This window comes from Streptomyces sp. NBC_00989, from assembly GCF_045162655.1.
Taxonomy (GTDB): domain Bacteria; phylum Actinomycetota; class Actinomycetes; order Streptomycetales; family Streptomycetaceae; genus Streptomyces.
On record NZ_CP108728.1, the window covers coordinates 10,100,355 to 10,116,995 of the forward strand.

General features: G+C 69.4%; 15 protein-coding genes. 9 read left to right on the forward strand and 6 right to left on the reverse strand.

The window, feature by feature from the left end; genetic code table 11:
* Positions 1 to 68: 68 nt before the first annotated feature.
* Complete coding sequence (locus tag OG714_RS45435; protein ID WP_406129989.1) at positions 69 to 797, reverse strand: hypothetical protein; 729 nt, start codon at positions 795 to 797, stop codon at positions 69 to 71.
* Positions 798 to 804: 7 nt separating this feature from the next.
* The gene (locus tag OG714_RS45440; protein WP_406132169.1) at positions 805 to 1,842 is read right to left on the reverse strand and encodes a LacI family DNA-binding transcriptional regulator; all 1,038 of its coding nucleotides are present in this window, start codon (positions 1,840 to 1,842) and stop codon (positions 805 to 807) included.
* Between the two features lie 206 nt (positions 1,843 to 2,048).
* On the opposite strand from OG714_RS45440, the gene OG714_RS45445 reads away from it, so the two are divergent.
* Complete coding sequence (locus tag OG714_RS45445; protein WP_406129991.1) at positions 2,049 to 3,002, forward strand: ROK family protein; 954 nt, start codon at positions 2,049 to 2,051, stop codon at positions 3,000 to 3,002.
* Between the two features lie 63 nt (positions 3,003 to 3,065).
* On the opposite strand, the gene OG714_RS45450 is transcribed toward OG714_RS45445, so the two are convergent.
* Positions 3,066 to 5,090, reverse strand: coding sequence for an NPCBM/NEW2 domain-containing protein (locus OG714_RS45450; RefSeq protein ID WP_406129993.1), 2,025 nt, complete (start codon positions 5,088 to 5,090; stop codon positions 3,066 to 3,068).
* Between the two features lie 194 nt (positions 5,091 to 5,284).
* Here OG714_RS45450 and OG714_RS45455 point away from each other — a divergent pair, with 194 nt between their 5' ends.
* From OG714_RS45455 to OG714_RS45490, 8 genes are all read left to right on the forward strand, one after another.
* On the forward strand, positions 5,285 to 6,256 hold the full coding sequence (locus tag OG714_RS45455) for a TIGR01777 family oxidoreductase (protein ID WP_406129994.1): 972 nt from the start codon (positions 5,285 to 5,287) through the stop codon (positions 6,254 to 6,256).
* A 30-nt stretch (positions 6,257 to 6,286) separates the two neighbouring features.
* The gene (locus OG714_RS45460) at positions 6,287 to 6,481 is read left to right on the forward strand and encodes a hypothetical protein (RefSeq protein WP_406129996.1); all 195 of its coding nucleotides are present in this window, start codon (positions 6,287 to 6,289) and stop codon (positions 6,479 to 6,481) included.
* Positions 6,482 to 6,624: 143 nt separating this feature from the next.
* Complete coding sequence (locus OG714_RS45465; RefSeq protein ID WP_406129997.1) at positions 6,625 to 7,665, forward strand: NUDIX domain-containing protein; 1,041 nt, start codon at positions 6,625 to 6,627, stop codon at positions 7,663 to 7,665.
* Positions 7,666 to 7,915: 250 nt separating this feature from the next.
* Complete coding sequence (locus OG714_RS45470; RefSeq protein WP_406129999.1) at positions 7,916 to 9,733, forward strand: ABC transporter family substrate-binding protein; 1,818 nt, start codon at positions 7,916 to 7,918, stop codon at positions 9,731 to 9,733.
* Between the two features lie 113 nt (positions 9,734 to 9,846).
* Complete coding sequence (locus OG714_RS45475) at positions 9,847 to 10,833, forward strand: ABC transporter permease (RefSeq protein ID WP_406130001.1); 987 nt, start codon at positions 9,847 to 9,849, stop codon at positions 10,831 to 10,833.
* On the forward strand, positions 10,826 to 11,746 hold the full coding sequence (locus tag OG714_RS45480; RefSeq protein WP_406130003.1) for an ABC transporter permease: 921 nt from the start codon (positions 10,826 to 10,828) through the stop codon (positions 11,744 to 11,746). Before OG714_RS45475 ends, OG714_RS45480 begins: the two co-directional genes overlap by 8 nt.
* A 32-nt stretch (positions 11,747 to 11,778) precedes the next feature.
* Complete coding sequence (locus OG714_RS45485) at positions 11,779 to 12,861, forward strand: ABC transporter ATP-binding protein (protein WP_406130004.1); 1,083 nt, start codon at positions 11,779 to 11,781, stop codon at positions 12,859 to 12,861.
* Positions 12,858 to 13,928 carry an ABC transporter ATP-binding protein gene (locus tag OG714_RS45490; RefSeq protein ID WP_406130006.1) on the forward strand — a complete coding sequence of 357 codons (1,071 nt, stop codon included), beginning with the start codon at positions 12,858 to 12,860 and terminating at the stop codon, positions 13,926 to 13,928. Before OG714_RS45485 ends, OG714_RS45490 begins: the two co-directional genes overlap by 4 nt.
* On the opposite strand, the gene OG714_RS45495 is transcribed toward OG714_RS45490, so the two are convergent.
* The 3 genes from OG714_RS45495 to OG714_RS45505 are packed head-to-tail and all read right to left on the reverse strand — an operon-like array spanning position 13,901 to position 16,637.
* Complete coding sequence (locus tag OG714_RS45495) at positions 13,901 to 14,956, reverse strand: protein kinase family protein (RefSeq protein WP_406130007.1); 1,056 nt, start codon at positions 14,954 to 14,956, stop codon at positions 13,901 to 13,903. The two genes, OG714_RS45490 and OG714_RS45495, sit on opposite strands and share 28 nt — an antisense overlap.
* Before the next feature lie 14 nt (positions 14,957 to 14,970).
* Positions 14,971 to 15,273, reverse strand: a complete 303-nt coding sequence (locus OG714_RS45500; RefSeq protein WP_406130009.1) for a DUF1905 domain-containing protein — start codon at positions 15,271 to 15,273, stop codon at positions 14,971 to 14,973.
* Between the two features lie 8 nt (positions 15,274 to 15,281).
* Positions 15,282 to 16,637 (reverse strand): dipeptidase, encoded by a 1,356-nt coding sequence (locus OG714_RS45505; RefSeq protein ID WP_406130011.1) that lies wholly within the window; start codon positions 16,635 to 16,637, stop codon positions 15,282 to 15,284.
* Positions 16,638 to 16,641: the final 4 nt, after the last annotated feature.

Here is a 16,641-nt window from a genome sequence, read left to right on the forward strand (position 1 = left end):
CTCGGCCCCGCCGACACGACCTCACGCACGCAAGACCAACGACGTGTACGAGGTGCGCGCATCGTCGCTCACCGTTCCAGGCCCGACGTCGTCACCAGCCCCTCCTCCCGGAACAGCCGAGTACCCCGCTCGCACAACTCCCGGTCCCCGCGCGCCCGCTCGCAGAACTCCTCCGGCGTCGGCCCGAACAACCCCCTCAACGCCGCCGAGCTACCCAGCAGTTCGGTGAGCAGCGCCCGCTCGCCCGGGTGCCGACGCGGCACGCCCGTGCCGTCGTGCAGGACACCATGCCGGTTGACGTAGACGTACGCGCCTCGCAGCGACGTCCCGGAGTCCGGCTCCAGACGGAACTCGGGCCCGGCCAACCACGTCCGGTCGTACGCCCCCTCGCTCGCGTCCACCACCGCGAGCTGCCGCGCGTCGAACCACGTCACGAACAACTCCCGTACAACACCCGGTGCCTTGACCGGCGACGCCGACACATATCCCACGCGGCTCACGTGCGCGGAGACGCCGACGTCGATACCCGTGACGCGTGTCTTCACCATCGGGACGGGAGACGTGATCCCGAACTCGGCCATCTTGTGCCGCAGTTGGCCGGGGCAGGCGTTGGAGCCGATGGCGAGGACCGGCGTGCGGTCCGCGTACGTGGTGTGGTCGTCGAGGGGCAACAGCCGGTCTCCGACGAGGAGTCCGGACGTAGAAGGCCATGTGCCCGGATAGCTGAGGGGATCCTCGCGCGGCGCCCGAGCCAGCCCCAGGCCCTCCAACGTACGGTCGCCCACAGGGTGGTTCACCCGCCGCTCAGTCCGACGGCGGCAGTTCGCCCGAGCCCCGGGTGATCAACCGGGTCGGCAACTCGATCCGCTCCGGAGCGATCAGCGTGCCGTCCAGCTGGCGGAAGAGACGGTCGGCTGCCGTACGGCCGAGGGTCGCCGCGTCCTGCGCGACGACGGTCACGCCCGGCTGGAGCAGGTCGGCGAGTTCGAAGTCGTCGAAGCCCACCAGGGCGATCCGGCGGGACTGTTCGGCGAGGACGCGGACGACGGTGACCGTCACGCGGTTGTTGCCGGCGAAGATCGCCGTGACGGGGGACGGACCGGTCAGCATCTCCTCGGCGGCCCGGCGCACCCGGACGGGGTCGGTCACGCCGAGGGACATCCAGGCGTCCTCGACCGGTATGCCCGCGTCCTCCATCGCGGCCCGGTAACCGCGCAGTCGCTCGACGGCCGTGTGGATGCGGGGCATGTCGCCGATGAAGCCGATGCGCCGGTGGCCGTGGGAGATGAGGTGGGTGACGCCGTCGCGCGCGCCGCCGTAGCTGTCGGACAGGACGACGTCCGCGTCGATCTGCCCGGCCGGACGGTCCACGAACACGGTCGCGACGCCCGCCTTGATCTCCGGCTCCAGGTAGCGGTGGTCGTCCCCGGCCGGGATCACCACAAGGCCGTCCACGCGCCGGGCGCACAGCGCGAGCACCAACTCCTGCTCGCGGTCCGGGTCTTCGGCGCTGGAGCCGTTGATGAGCAGGGCACCATGGGCGCGGGCGACCTCTTCGACGGCGCGGCTGAGGGGGCCGTAGAACGGGTCGGCGAGGTCCTCCAGGACGAGGCCGATGCTGGCCGTGCGGCCCTTGCGCAGGACGCGGGCGCTGTCGTTGCGACGGAAGCCGAGGGCGTCGATGGCCTCCTGGACCCGGCGCTCGGTGTCGGGGGTGACGCCCGGTTCGCCGTTCACCACGCGCGACACCGTTTTCAGGCCGACACCCGCGCGTGCGGCCACGTCCTTCATGGTCGGACGGTTGCCGTAGCGGTTCTCCGGGCGGCGGGCGGTCTCTGGCACGATGCGCTGTCCTGTCCTGTCGTCCACGGGGGATGCATAGGTCCATGGGTTTGTATGAGGATGTGGCGTCGAGCATAGAGCCTGGACAACGTTGTCATATGCGAGAGAGACTGTCCACCGAATATCTCCGGCCTGCGCCCCCACCGCGAGACCGGCCCAACTCACCTTCTGGTGGTTCTCATGTTTGACGGGGAGATCTGACACTGATGCACACCGACCTCGTGGCCGCGCTCGACATCGGCGGCACCAAGATCGCCGGGGCGCTGGTGGACGGCCACGGCAAGATCCTGGTGCGAGCACAGCGCCCGACGCCCTCGCAGGACGACGGCGACACCGTGATGCGAGCCGTGGAGGAGGTGCTCGCGGAGCTCACCGCATCACCCTCGTGGTCCCGCGCGAGCGCCCTCGGCATCGGCAGCGCGGGTCCCGTGGACGCCTCCGCCGGCACCGTGAGCCCGGTCAACGTGCCCGGCTGGCGCGACTTTCCGCTGGTCGAGCGGGTGCGTGCGGCGACCGGGAGCCTGCCCGTCGAGCTGATCGGCGACGGCGTGGCGATCACGGCGGCCGAGCACTGGCAAGGCGCCGCGCGCGGGCACGCCAACGCGCTGTGCATGGTGGTGTCCACGGGAGTCGGGGGCGGCCTCGTCCTCAATGGGCAGTTGCATCCCGGGCCCACCGGCAACGCGGGCCATATCGGCCACATCAGCGTGGACCTGGACGGCGACGCCTGTCCGTGCGGTTCGCGCGGCTGCGTCGAGCGGATCGCCAGCGGTCCCAACATCGCCCGGCGGGCGGTCGAGGGCGGCTGGCGTCCGGGCCCGGACGGCGATGCCTCGGCCGCGGCCGTCGCCGCCGCCGCGCGTGCCGGTGACCCGGTCGCCTTGGCCTCCTTCGAGCGGGCCGCGCAGGCTCTGGCCGCCGGTATCGCGGCCACCGCGACCCTCGTCGAGATCGACATCGCCGTGATCGGCGGGGGAGTCGGCAAGGCGGGCGACGTGCTGTTCACGCCGTTGCGGAAGGCGCTGAGCGACTACGCGACGCTGTCCTTCGTGCGGCGGCTGACGGTGACGCCGGCTCAGATGGGTACGGACGCCGGGCTGGTGGGAGCGGCCGCGGCCGCGCTCGCGGGACAGGCGAGCGCGACCTCGGCCGGGGTGTGAGGAACGGACCGGCCGAAACGTTCGTTCAGCGGCCTATGCCCCTTGACATGCGATGTGCCCCGCTCAGCACGTGAGTTGGGCGTCCGCCCAGTCCGCGTGGTCCGAGTCGATTCCGTCGCCGCCGTCGGTGACGACGAGTCGGACCACCTGGGCGCCGGTCACGTCCGCCGTGACCGGCTGGGCGGGCATCGCGTTGGTGAGGACGCCGGTCGAGGCGACCTTCGTGCCGTCCGCCCAGATCTCGAAGGCGACGGTTCCGTTGGCGCCCTTCTCGTCGTCCACACCGACGTCCGCGGTGACCTTCTCGCACGTCTTCCCGGTGTAGTACTCGACGTCGCTCTCGGCGTGGACCCCAAGTCCCCTGGCGTACACCACTCCGCCCAGGGTGATCGGATGACCGTCCCCCGCCGCGCTCTCCCCGTTGCTCGTGTTGCGCTCGACGGGCCCCCAACCATTCGCCGTTGACATCCACGGAAGGTCACCGAGGTACGAGGTGCCCGCAGGGGGAGCGACCACCACGGACGCGGTGAACGGCAGTGTGCCGCTGACACGCGTACCGCTCGGCGAGCGGTAACTCGCCTTGAGCGTCAGGTCGTACGACCCCGTCGGCGTCCCCGAGGGAGCGGTGACCGTCCACTTCGTGCGCAGCGACTTGCCCGTCCGTACGGCCCTCGCGGTCGTCGACGACTTGGCGCGGACCTTCCAGCCCGCGGGCCCGGTCAGGCTCACGGAGACGTGCTCGGCGGTCGTACGGCCCAGGTCTGTGACCGTCGTCGTGAGCGGGGCCGGGGTGGCCGCCTGGACCAACGGGGCGCTGTCCAGGCCGAGTTCGACGGCCGGCGGGTTCTTGAGCGCGTGCCGGTCGGCGGAGACCCGTACGAGGACCGTGCCGTGGGCCGGGACGGTCGCCGAGATCGTGCCCGCGGTGTTGTAGCTCCTGTGCTGCCACAGGTCGCGCAGGGTGTACGCGTGGGCGTTCGGGAGGCCGACGGCCGCGGCGGTCGTGGCGATGCGCTGGGCGCTGCCGGTCTCGTTGAAGAGCGCGACCGTACGGCTGCCGTCCTTCATCTCCTTGGCGACGACCCAGCGTCCGCCCTCGGAGGTGACAACGTTGCCCTGCTTGCCCAGCGGGTCCTGGTCGACTGCGATGACCTCCTTGTTGTCGAGGATGTCGAAGGTCGCGGGGGTCGCGGTGCGCAGGTCCGAGCCGATGAGGAGGGGCGCGGCCATGATCGACCACATCGAGAAGTGCGAGCGGTACTCGGTGTCCGTCATGCCGCCGTTGCCGACCTCCAGCATGTCCGGGTCGTTCCAGTGCCCGGGACCGGCGTACGGAGCAAGTGGCAGGTTCTGCTTGAGGATCGACAGCATCGAGCCCCAGTTGTCGCTGATGTCACCGGTCGTGCGCCACAGATGTCCGACGTCCGCTGCCCACTCCCAGGGCTTGTTCTCGCCCCACTCGCAGATGCTGAAGACGATCGGGCGGCCGGTCGCCTTCAGGGCGTCGCGCATCGTGTTGTAGCGCACCTTGGCGTCCACGCCCTGGTTGTTGCAGTTGTCGTACTTGAGGTAGTCCACGCCCCAGTCGGCGAACTGCTGGGCGTCGCTGTACTCGTGGCCCAGGCCGCCCGGGAAGCCGGCGTCGTTGCACGTCTTCGTGCCCGCGCTGGTGTAGATGCCGAGCTTGAGCCCTTTGGAGTGCACGTAGTCCGCGACCGCCTTGATGCCGTGCGGGAAGCGGACCGGGTCGGGGACGAGCTTGCCGTCGGCGTCACGGGACGGCAGGGCCCAGCAGTCGTCGAGGTTGACGTACTGGTAACCGGCCGCCTTCAGGCCCTTGTTGACGAAGATGTCCGCGATGCCCTCGACCATGGACTCGTTGAACTCGGCACGGCAGTTGGTGGAGTTCCAGTTGTTGAAACCCATCGGAGGGGTGAGCGCCTGACCGTCGGCCAGGGCGGGGGAGACGGGGTCCTGTGCGGGAGCGGCCACAGCCGGCGCGGCGAGGCCCGCCGTGCACAACAGGCCCGCGGCGAGCGCTCCGACCACTCTTCGGCGGGTCGTGCGGGTGTGGGGGTGACGCGTCATTACGTTCCTCCGGACTCGCAAAAGATGGGATCACTTCCTGTGCATGCCATGTGCGCGATTACGGTAGGACGTGTCGAACTCTGTTGGAAGAGTTGCGTATTTATTGTTCGACTTTCCATCGCGCAAGTTTTGAACGCGTTCAACTTTCTGCGCTAGGCTCACTCCCGAGCAGCCCGAACGGAAGGGGGAGCCCGGTGAAGATCGTCATTCCCGGTGGCACGGGACAGGTGGGCGCGATCCTGGACCGCGCCCTGACCGAGGCCGGTCACGAGGTCGTCGTCCTGACCCGGCGGCCGTCGCGGGACCGCGAGGTGTGGTGGGACGGGGAGAACCTGGGCTCCTGGGCCCGGGAGATCGACGGCGCCGACGCCGTGATCAACCTGGCGGGCCGCAGCGTCAGTTGCCGCTACACCCCCGCCAACCTCAAGGCCATGATGGACTCGCGCGTGCACTCCACCCGGGTCGTCGGCGAGGCCGTCGCGGCCGCCGCGAGCCCGCCGCGCGTCTGGCTGCAGATGAGCACCGCCACCATCTACGCCCACCGCCACGACGGCCCCAACGACGAGGCCACCGGCGTGATCGGCGGCGACGAACCCGACGTACCCGACTACTGGTCGTACAGCCTCGGGATCGCCAAGGCCTGGGAGCGCGCGCTGGAGCAGGCCGACACCCCGCACACCCGCAAGGTCGCCCTGCGCGCCGCCATGGTGATGAGCCCCGACCGGGGCGGTGTCTTCGACGTCCTGTCGGGGTTGGTCCGGCTCGGCCTCGGCGGGCCGGTCGCGGGCGGTGCCCAGTACGTCTCCTGGATCCACGACCAGGACTTCGTCCGCGTGGTCGAGTTCCTCCTCGACCGGGACGACATCGCCGGGCCGGTGAACCTCGCCGCCCCCGGACCGCTCCCGCAGCGCGCCTTCATGCGCGTCCTGCGCGCTGCCCGGGGCGTTCCCGTCGGGCTGCCCGCCACGAAGTGGATGGCGGAACTCGGCGCCTTCGCGCTGCGCTCGGACACCGAACTCCTCCTGAAGAGCCGCCGGGTGGTCCCGGGACGGCTGTCGGCGGAAGGGTTCACCTTCGACCATCCGCAGTGGCCCGAGGCGGCCGTGGACCTGGTGCGGCGGGCGCGCGACGGCGCGGTTTCCATCCGGCGGGCCGTCCGGGCGTGACCCCGGCGCGCTTCGTCAGTTGAACGGGGCATGAAGAAGCGCAGCATGCTGGCCATCGCCTCCCTCGCCACCGGGTTCGTCGTCGCCGCGATCTCCCCGTCGCACTCCCACGACCACGAGGTGCTCGGCGATCTCAACGTCAAGGACACCGTGGGTGCCATGGATCACCTCGTCAGCGACGGCAGCTTCGCCGCCGACGAGGGTGTCCTGGGGCAGAACACCTGATACCAGTAGTAAAGGTGCGGCGCCGGTGCCCTGTCGGAGGGGGCACCGGCGCTGTCGTATGTGCCCTCTCAACTGCGGCTGGTTTCCGTGGCAGGGTGGAACGGGCAAGCCTCAGGGGGCCAATAGAAGAGGGGGAACTGTCCGTGATCGTCTGGATCAACGGCGCGTTCGGTGCAGGCAAGACCACCACCGCACGGGAACTGATCGAACTGATCCCGAACAGCACGCTCTTCGACCCCGAGGTCATCGGCGGAGCACTGCCGTATCTGCTCCCGCCCAAGCACCTCGCAGAGGTCGGCGACTTCCAGGACCTGCCGATGTGGCGGCGGCTCGTGATCGACACGGCGGCGGCCATGCTCGCCGAGTTGGGCGGGACCCTCGTCGTCCCGATGACCCTGCTGCGCCAGGAGTACCGCGACGAGATCTTCGGCGGTCTGGCGGCCCGCCGGGTCACGGTCCGGCATGTCCTCCTGGCTCCGGCGGAAACGATCCTGCGCGAGCGAATAGCCGACCGGGAGGTCCCACCGGACCTCCCCGACGGCGAGATCCGGACACGCCAGTGGGCGTACGACCACATCGAGTCGTACCGCGCCGCGCTCGGCTCCTGGCTCACCGCCGACGCCCATTTCGTCGACACCAGCGCGCTCACCCCGTACGAGACGGCGGCCAGGATCGCCGGGGCCGTCGGCAGCGGGGCCGTGCCCGTGTGCGACATCGTGCAGACCCCGGAGCCCACCTCCGAGACCCTCGCGGCCGGAGTGCTCCTCTTCGACGAACAGGACCGCGTGCTCCTCGTCGACCCCACCTACAAGGCCGGCTGGGAGTTCCCCGGCGGTGTCGTCGAATCCGGCGAGGCACCCGCCCGGGCCGGCATGCGCGAGGTCACCGAGGAGACCGGCATCGTGCTCGACGAGGTCCCCCGACTGCTCGTCGTCGACTGGGAACCGCCCGCACCACCCGGCTACGGCGGGCTGCGCCTCCTCTTCGACGGCGGCCGGCTGGGCGCCGCCGAGGCCGGCCGACTGCTCCTGCCAGGACCGGAGCTGCGCGGCTGGTGCTTCGCCAGCGAGGAGGAGGCCGCCGATCTGCTGCCGCCGGTCCGTTACGAGCGGCTGCGGTGGGCGCTCAGGGCGCGTGAACGCGGGGCCGCGCTCTATCTGGAGGCGGGCGTACCGCTCGGCTGACGATCCGTCAATTTGCGTCCTGATCAACGATGTTGGACGTGGCTTTGCCTTTTCGGGGACACCACCTGGGGACTTTGCGGGGTGCGGGTCATTCCGATAACAAAGCGAGGGTGAATTGTCGCCTTCCCGGTATGAACAAGAACGTGAAGAAGGTACATCGGAGCTCTAACGTCTTTGCGCAGCTCAGTTCTCTCGCGGCCGCCGGCCGCCTTGACGGGACCGGACCTTCCGCCGGTCGAAGGAGAGGAACATGCGCGCGCCATCCTCGGCCCTCACCCGGGCCCTCACACTCGCCGCCGGGCTCACCCTGGTGCTCACCGCCTGCAGCAGCAGTGGCGGGGGCGGCGGCTCCGGCAAGGGCAGCTCGGCCGGGCTCACCTCCTGCAACACCGTGGGCAAGGCCAACACCTGCAACTCGGCCACCACCAAGTCCGGCGGAACGTTCACCTATGTGCTGGAGAAGAACATCCAGCAGTGGAACGTCCAGGACGTCAACGGCAACACCTTCGAGAACGGGGAGGCCCTGGAGGTCGTCCTGCCGCAGGTGTTCATACCCCAGCCGGACTTCACCGTCGCCCTCAACACCGACCTGGTGACCTCGGCGACGCAGACCAGCACCAGCCCGCAGACCATCGTCTACAAGATCAACCCGAAGGCGGCGTGGAACGACGGCACGCCCATCACCGCCGACGACTTCATCTACTACTGGCGCACCAACAACGGCAAGGACTGCCCGCCGCCGCCCGCCAGCGACGCCACGCAGACCAAGGGCTGTCTGCCGCAGAGCACCGCCGGCTACGACCGCATCAAGTCCCTCACCCCGTCCGACAACGGCAAGACCTTCACCATGGTGATGTCGAAGCCGTACTCGGACTGGAAGTCCCTGTTCGGCGCGGGCTATCCGCTCTATCCGGCCCACACCGCCGAGAAGCTCTCCGGGGCCAAGGCCGGTGACGCCGCCGCCATGACGGCCACGCAGATGGCGCAGGCCTGGCAGTACTTCCTGAAGACGCCGCCCACCAAGTACCCCACCGCGGGCGCCTACAAGATGCAGCAGTGGGTCGACAACGACCACGCCACCTACGTGCCCGATCCCAAGTGGACCGGCGCGAAGAAGGCGACCCTCCAGCGGCTGATCTTCAAGGTCATCTCGGACGCGACCCAAGAGCCGACAGCCTTGAAGAACAACGAGGTTCAGGGCATCTACCCGCAGCCCGAGGTGGACCTGGTCAACCAGGTCAAGGACATCCCCGGCGTCACCTACACCATCGGCAACGGGCTGACCTGGGAGCACTTCGACCTGAACCTGCACGACCCGGTGATCGGCAAGTACCTGGCGCTGCGGCAGGCGATGTTCACGGCGATCAACACCAAGGACATCATCGCCAAGACGGTCGGCCAGTTCGACCCGGCCGTGAAGCCGCTCGGCAACCACAACTTCGTTCCCGGGCAGGCCGGTTACAAGGACGTGGTCTCCGGCACCGGTCAGGGATCCGGTGATCTGACCAAGGCGAAGAAGTACCTCACGGACGCCAAGTTCACCGGTGTGGGTACGGCGTTGAAGACTCCGGACGGCAAGGCCGTCGGCCCCTTCAACTGCCGCTACACCACCGGCAACCAGATCCGGCAGAGCGAGTGCCAGATCCTGCAGAGCCACCTGGCGAGCCTCGGCATCAAGATCACCATCAAGCCGATCGGTGCCGCCGACCTCGGCACGGTCCTCGCCGGGCACCAGTACGACATCATCGTCTTCGCCTGGGTCGCACCGCCGTTCCCGAGCAGTGGTGCCCAGCAGAACTGGTTCACCGGCGGTGGCGGCAACTACGGCGGGTACAGCAACAAGACGGTCGACTCCCTGATCTCCCAGGCCATCGGTGAGACCGACGCGACGAAGGCCGCGGCGCTCCTCAACCAGGCCGACCAGCTCATGGTGAACGACGCCTACGTCCTGCCGCTCTACCAGAAGCCGACGTTCCTCGCCGTGCAGACGCGGTTCGTCAACATGCGGAACAACTCGTCGAACGTGGGCCCGGCCTACAACACCGGCACGTGGGGCCTGAAGAAGTAGTCCTACGGCTGACAGCTCCACCGGCACGCCCGTCGAGCCCGGCCCCGCGACACCGGGGGCCGGGCCCGGCACGGACGGCATCTCCGATCCGCCGGCCTCCGAGAGAAGACCGCATGCTCGCCTACACCGTGCGCCGCATCCTCGTCTCGATCCCCGTCCTCGTCATCTCGACGTTCATCGTGTTCCTGGTCGTCATCAACTCCGGCGACCCGGTGGCGAACTTCGCCACCTCACGACAACCCGCGCCCAGCAAAGCGGCGGTGGCCGCCTTCGCCCGGCACATCCACGCCAACGAGCCGGTGATGGAACGCTATTGGAACTGGATCACCGGCGTCCTGCACGGCGACTTCGGCCCCTCCGTGCAGGCCAACCTGAACATCGGGCACGACCTGTTCACCCGGTTCAAGGTGACCATCACCCTGGTCGCCGCCGCGATGATCCTCGCGCTGATCCTGGCCGTCGTGTTCGGCGTGTTCAGTGCCATCCGCCAGTACTCCGCCGCCGACTACACCATCACCTTCTTCGGCTTCCTGTTCCTCGCCATGCCCGTGTTCTGGTTCGCGGTCCTGCTCAAGCAGGCCGGGATCTGGTTCAACCAGCAGACCGGCAGCCAGTTCCTCGGCACCATCGGCGAGAAGTCGCCGTACCTCGAAGTCGACACCACCTGGAACCAGTTCACCGACCACGTGGGCCACCTCATCCTGCCCACCATCACCCTCGCCCTGGTCTCCTTCGCGTCCTGGACCCGCTACACCCGCGCCTCCATGCTGGAGGTCCTCAACAGCGACTACGTACGGCTGGCCCGCGCCAAGGGCCTCAGGCGCGGCAGGGTGATGACACGGCACGCGCTGCGCACCGCCCTCATTCCGCTCGCCACCGTCACCGCGCTCGACATCGCGATCATCCTGGGCGGCGCGGTGATCACGGAGACGATCTTCCAGTGGCACGGCATGGGCGAGATGCTGGTCCAGGCGGCGACCACCCTCGACGTCTACCGCACCATGGCCTGGCTGTTGCTCTCCGCCGTCGTCGTCATCGGGTTCAACCTCATCGCCGATCTGCTCTACGCCGTTCTCGACCCGAGGATCCGCTATGACTGACATCGAGGCACCGGGGTCCGCGGGCACTCAACTACCGCGCGGGGACCACGAGTTCACCGTACGGCAGCGCACCCAGACCCAGCTGGTGCTGCGCCGCTTCGTGCGCCACCGGGCCGCGATGGTCAGCCTGGTCGTGTTCGTGCTGATCCTGCTGTGGGCCTTCATCGGCCCGCACCTGTGGCACTACTCGTACGAGAAGTACACCGACGACAACTCCAAACCCCCTTCCCTGAAGCACCCGTTCGGCACCGACTCCTCGGGGTACGACGGCTACGCGCAGGTCATGCGCGGCACCCAGACCTCGCTCAAGATCGCCATCATGATCGCGCTCGGCTCGACGCTGCTCGGCGCGATCTGGGGAGCCGTCGCCGGCTTCTACCGGGGCATCGTCGACGCGGTCATGATGCGCATCGCCGACCTGGTGCTGACGCTGCCCCTGTTCGCGATCGCGCTGGTCATCTCCTCCCGCACCGGCGGCTCCTGGTACTGGATCGCCATCGTGATCGCCGGACTCACCTGGGCGTACGTGGCCCGGGTCGTGCGCTCCTCGGTGCTGTCGCTGCGCGAGAAGGAGTTCATCGAGGCGGCGCGGGCGCTCGGCGCCTCGGACACGCGGATCATCTTCCGGCATCTGCTGCCGAACGCCCTCGGCCCGATCATCGTCAACGCGACGATCCTGGTGGCGACCGGCATCCTCACCGAGACCGCGCTCTCCTTCCTGGGCTTCGGCGTCCAACCCCCGGACACCTCACTGGGGTTGCTGGTCTCCCAGGCGCAGACGGCGGTCGACACCCGGCCCTGGCTCTTCTACATCCCCGGCGCGTTCATCATCGCCATCGCGCTGACCATCAACTTCATCGGCGACGGACTGCGCGACGCCTTCGACCCCCGGCAGCAAAGGGTGCGACAGTGACGACCACGAGTCATGGAGTACACGAGGTCCCCGTGACGTCCGCCGTGCTCGAAGTCGAGCACCTCAGCGTGGAGTTCGCCACCGAGGACGGACTGGTGCGGGCCGTACGCGGCGTCGGTTACCGGCTCGACCGGGGCGAGTCGCTGGGCATCGTCGGCGAGTCCGGGTCCGGGAAATCGGTCACCGCCCTCGCCGTGATGGGGCTGCTGCCGACCGGTGCCCGGGTGCGCGGCTCGGTCCGCTTCGAGGGCACGGAGCTGCTCGGGCTGTCCGACGCGCGCCTGTCCGACCTGCGCGGCAGCGGCATCGCGATGATCTTCCAGGACCCGATGACCTCGCTCAACCCCGTCTACAACGTGGGCTATCAGATCAGCGAGACCCTGCTCCGCCACAACCCCGGGATGAAGCACAAGGACGCCCGCAAACGGGCCGTGGAACTGCTCGGCACGGTCGGCATCCCCAGCCCCGAGCGGCGCGTCGACAACTACCCGCACGAGATGTCGGGAGGCATGCGCCAGCGCGTCGTCATCGCCATCGCGATGGCCAACGACCCGGACGTGATCATCGCCGACGAGCCGACCACCGCCCTCGACGTCACCGTGCAGGCGCAGATCCTCGAAGCCCTGGAGACCGCCCGCGCCGAGACCGGCGCGGCGCTCGTCCTCATCACCCACGACCTCGGTGTGGTGGCCGGCCACACCGACCGGGTCGCGGTCATGTACGCGGGCCGGATCGTGGAGACCGGCTCCGTCGAGGATATCTTCTACACCCCGCGCATGCCCTACACCCTGGGCCTGCTCGGCTCCCTGCCCCGCCTCGACCGCGAGGAGGAACGGCTCACCCCCATCAGCGGATCACCGCCGAGCCTGCTCAACCTGCCGCCCGGCTGCCCCTTCTCACCGCGCTGCCCCATGCGCCGCGACGTGTGCGACACCGACGAACCCGCCCTGCGCAGGGCCGGCGGCGATCTCCACCACAGCGCCTGCCACTTCGCCGACGAACTCGTCGACATCGGTGCCGGCCAGGTCTTCGACGCCGTCGGCGCGGACACCGAGGCCCTGGCCCGCTTCGCCGACGCGGCCGCCACCACGAACCCCGAGGAGGACGCCGTATGACCGCGCCCGCGCAGGCCGCCACCCCCCTGCCGCCGCTGCCCGGCCACGGCGGCACCGGTGAACCGGTCCTCCAGGTAAGGGACTTGGTCAAGCACTTCCCGGTGATGTCCAAGGGCGTCATCCGCCGCCGCGTCGGCGACGTGCACGCGGTGTGCGGGGTCTCCTTCGACCTGCACGAGAACGAAACCCTGGGCCTGGTGGGGGAGTCGGGCTCGGGCAAGACGACGATCTCCCGGACGGTCCTCGGCCTGGAACGCGCCACCTCGGGTCAGGTCCGCTACGGGGAGCACGAACTCACCGAGCTGAGCAGACGTCAGATGCGGCCGCTGCGGCGGGAGTTGCAGATCGTCTTCCAGGACCCGTACGCCTCCCTCGACCCGCGGATGACCGTCCACGAGATCGTCGCCGAGCCTCTGCGCATCCACGGCCGGTACGGCGCCGGGGCGGCTGGTGAGGTGAGCGAACTCCTGCGCCTGGTCGGACTCAACCCCGAGCACGGCAACCGTTTCGCCCACGAGTTCTCCGGCGGACAGCGCCAACGCATAGGTATCGCACGGGCGTTGGCCCTGCACCCAAAGGTGATCATCCTCGACGAGCCGGTGTCGGCGCTCGACGTGTCGATCCAGGCGGGTGTCCTCAACCTGCTGATGGACCTGCAGAGCGAACTCAGCCTGTCGTTCCTGTTCGTGGCCCACGACCTGTCGGTGATGCGTCACGTGGCCGGGCGGGTGGCCGTCATGTACCTGGGGCGGCTGGTCGAGATCGCCCCGGCCCGGCAGCTGTTCGCCCGCCCGGCGCACCCGTACACCCAGGCCCTGGTCTCCGCCATCCCGCTGCCCGACCCGCGCAAGGAACGCGCCCGGAAACGGATCACCATCCAGGGCGACGTCCCGAGCCCGGTCCGCCCGCCCAGCGGGTGCCGCTTCCGCACCCGCTGCCCCAAGTTCGCGAACCAACTCACCGACAGCGAACGGACGTCGTGCGTCGAGGAGATACCGGCGCTGGTGGACCGGGGTGGGGGGAATCCGGTCGCCTGTCACTACGCCGAGAGCGTCGAGTTGTTGTAGTCGAGCCCGAGTTCCTCGGCGGACGGGTACGGGGTCAGCCTGCTCCCCTGCTCCAGTCGGCGGTTGAAGTCGCCCACCGTCGCGCCGAGTTGGGCGTACCGGGAGATGAGCCCGGCGGCGGCCCCGGGGATGCCCTCGGGCCGTTTGCCGTCGGCGCACGCACGGATGAAGTCCTCGCGCTCGTCCCTGCCGTAGCCGTAGAGGTCCACGACGAGCCAGTGCACCAGGTAGGAGAAGGCGTAGGCGTGGTCGTAGTGCCGGTGGCGGTCGTAGAAGTCGCGTTCGTCGGCCGCGAGTCGGAAGCGCGGGGAGAGCGCGAGGCCGTAGTCGGCGAGGTAGAGCTGCTGTCCGTCGGTCAGGATGTTCCTGAAGTGGACGTCGAAGTGCAGGAGTTGCTGCTCCCGGAGGGAGCCGGTGACGGCTTCGAGGCCCTGCTCCACGAGGGCGCAGGCGGTGTCGGCGTCGTCGGTGCGTAGCTGGGCGGAGAGCCAGTCGTGGAGGGTGTGCGGCTGGTGTTCCATGAACAGCGTCAGGCTCGCGGACGCCGTGCGCAGGGCCTCGATGTGCTCACGCCCGCCGCCCCAGTAGGCCACGTTCCGCTCCACGTCGGTGAGTTCCTCGGGCAGCGACTGCTCCGGGTCGGGCAGCACACGCCAGTGGTGCAGCAGCGGAAAGCCCGAAAAGCGGCCGGAGAGAACCCAGTTGGTCGTCATCTCGTGCACGGCCAGGTCGCGCCAGACGCCGAAACCGGGGTTGGGGACCGCGCCGATGCCGTAGTGGCAGTAGGCGGGTGCCCCGAACACGTTGGCCGTCGACCGAACGTTCTCCGGCCGCCGCTCCACATCCGTCAGCGGCATCCGCTTCACGAACACCCTTCTGCCGTCCACCTCGATCAGCGCCGAGCGGCCCCCGATACCGGACCCCAACGGCGTACCGGCCTCGACCAGTTCGGCGAGTTCGTGGTCGGAGAGGAGGGCGAGGGACGTGGCGATGTCACTGTGGGCGACGAGGCGTGAGGTGGGAGCCATTGCCCCATCCTCCGTCAGCCGGCACCGAGTTGGAGCCGGACGGTCATCGCCACGGTCACCTCGTCGTCCGCCGCGAGACCCTGCGGCTCGCGCACGGCGTTCTTGAGCGGCAGCAGGTAGCCGCCGTCCTTGGGGAAGAGCGACGTGGCGAACACCACTTCGCCGATCGTGGCCTCGACCGGGATCACACCCCAGCCGTACGAGGCCATCGCGGCGACCTCGCGGATGTCCGCCGACTCCTCGGCCGGCACGGGGACGAAGTAGTACGGCGAGGGCCCGCGCCACTCGATCACCCGGCCGGTGAAGACGAACCGCATGGACGCGCTCAGTTGCCCGCGTAGTTCTGGAGGAACAGCGCCTCCGCGACCGACAGCCGCTCCAACTCCTCAGGGGACACGCTCTCGTTGAGCGCGTGGATCTGGGCCTCCGGCTCGCTGAGGCCGATGAGGAGGATCTCCGCCTCGGGGTAGAGGGCCGCGAGGGTGTTGCACAGCGGGATGGATCCGCCCTGGCCGGCGTACTGCATTTCCTGGCCGGGGTAGGCGACCGCCATCGCGTCGGCCATCGCCGTGTACGCCGGGCTGGTCGTGTCGGCGCTGAACGGCTGGCCCTGGCCGATCTGTTCGGTGCGGACGCGGGCGCCCCACGGGGTGTGGGCCTCCAGGTGGGCCTGGAGCAGCTTGGTCGCCTCGGCCGCGTCGACGCCCGGCGGGACGCGGAGGCTGACCAGCGCGCGGGCACCGGCCTGCACGGACGGGGTGGCGCCGACGACCGGCGGGCAGTCGATGCCGAGGACCGTGACCGCCGGACGCGCCCAGATGCGGTCGGCGACCGCGTCGGAACCGATCAACTCGACGCCGTCCAGCACCTTCGCGTCCTCGCGGAACTGCTCCTCGTCGTAGGCCAGCCCCTCCCAGGTCGCGTGGGCCGCGAGTCCGTCGACCGTCGTCGAGCCGTCCTTGCCGCGCAGCGAGTCCAGGACGCGGATCAGCGCGGCCAGCGCGTCGGGCGCCGCGCCGCCGAACTGGCCCGAGTGCAGGTTGCCTTCGAGGGTGTCGACCTGCACGCGCACCATGGTCATGCCGCGCAGGGTCGAGGTGACCGTGGGCAGACCGACCCGGAAGTTGCCTGTGTCGCCGATCACGATCGTGTCGGCGGCGAGGAGGCCGGGGTGTGCTTCCGCGTACCGCTCAAGCCCGCCGGTGCCCTGCTCCTCAGAGCCCTCGGCGATCACCTTCACGTGTACCGGGACACCGCCGTTGGCCTTCAGGGCGCGCAGCGCGAGCAGGTGCATGATCACGCCGCCCTTGCAGTCGGCGGCACCGCGCCCGTACCAACGGCCGTCGCGCTCGGTCAGTTCGAACGGCGGGCTCGTCCAGCCGGCCTCGTCCAGCGGCGGCTGCACGTCGTAGTGGGCGTACAGGAGCACGGTCTTGGCGCCCTCGGGGCCGGGCAGGAAGCCGTAGACGGACTGGGTGCCGTCCGGGGTGTCGAGCAGGGCCACGTCCTGGAAACCCTCGGTGCGCAGCGCGTCGGCGACCCAGTTCGCGGCGCCCTCGCTCTCGCTCTTCGGGAACTGGTCGAAGTCCGCCACCGATCGGAAGGCCACCAGCTCGGTGAGCTCCGTCCTCGCCGTGGGCATCAGCGAGGCGACGGTCTCGGCGACCGGATGCGACGACATGGGC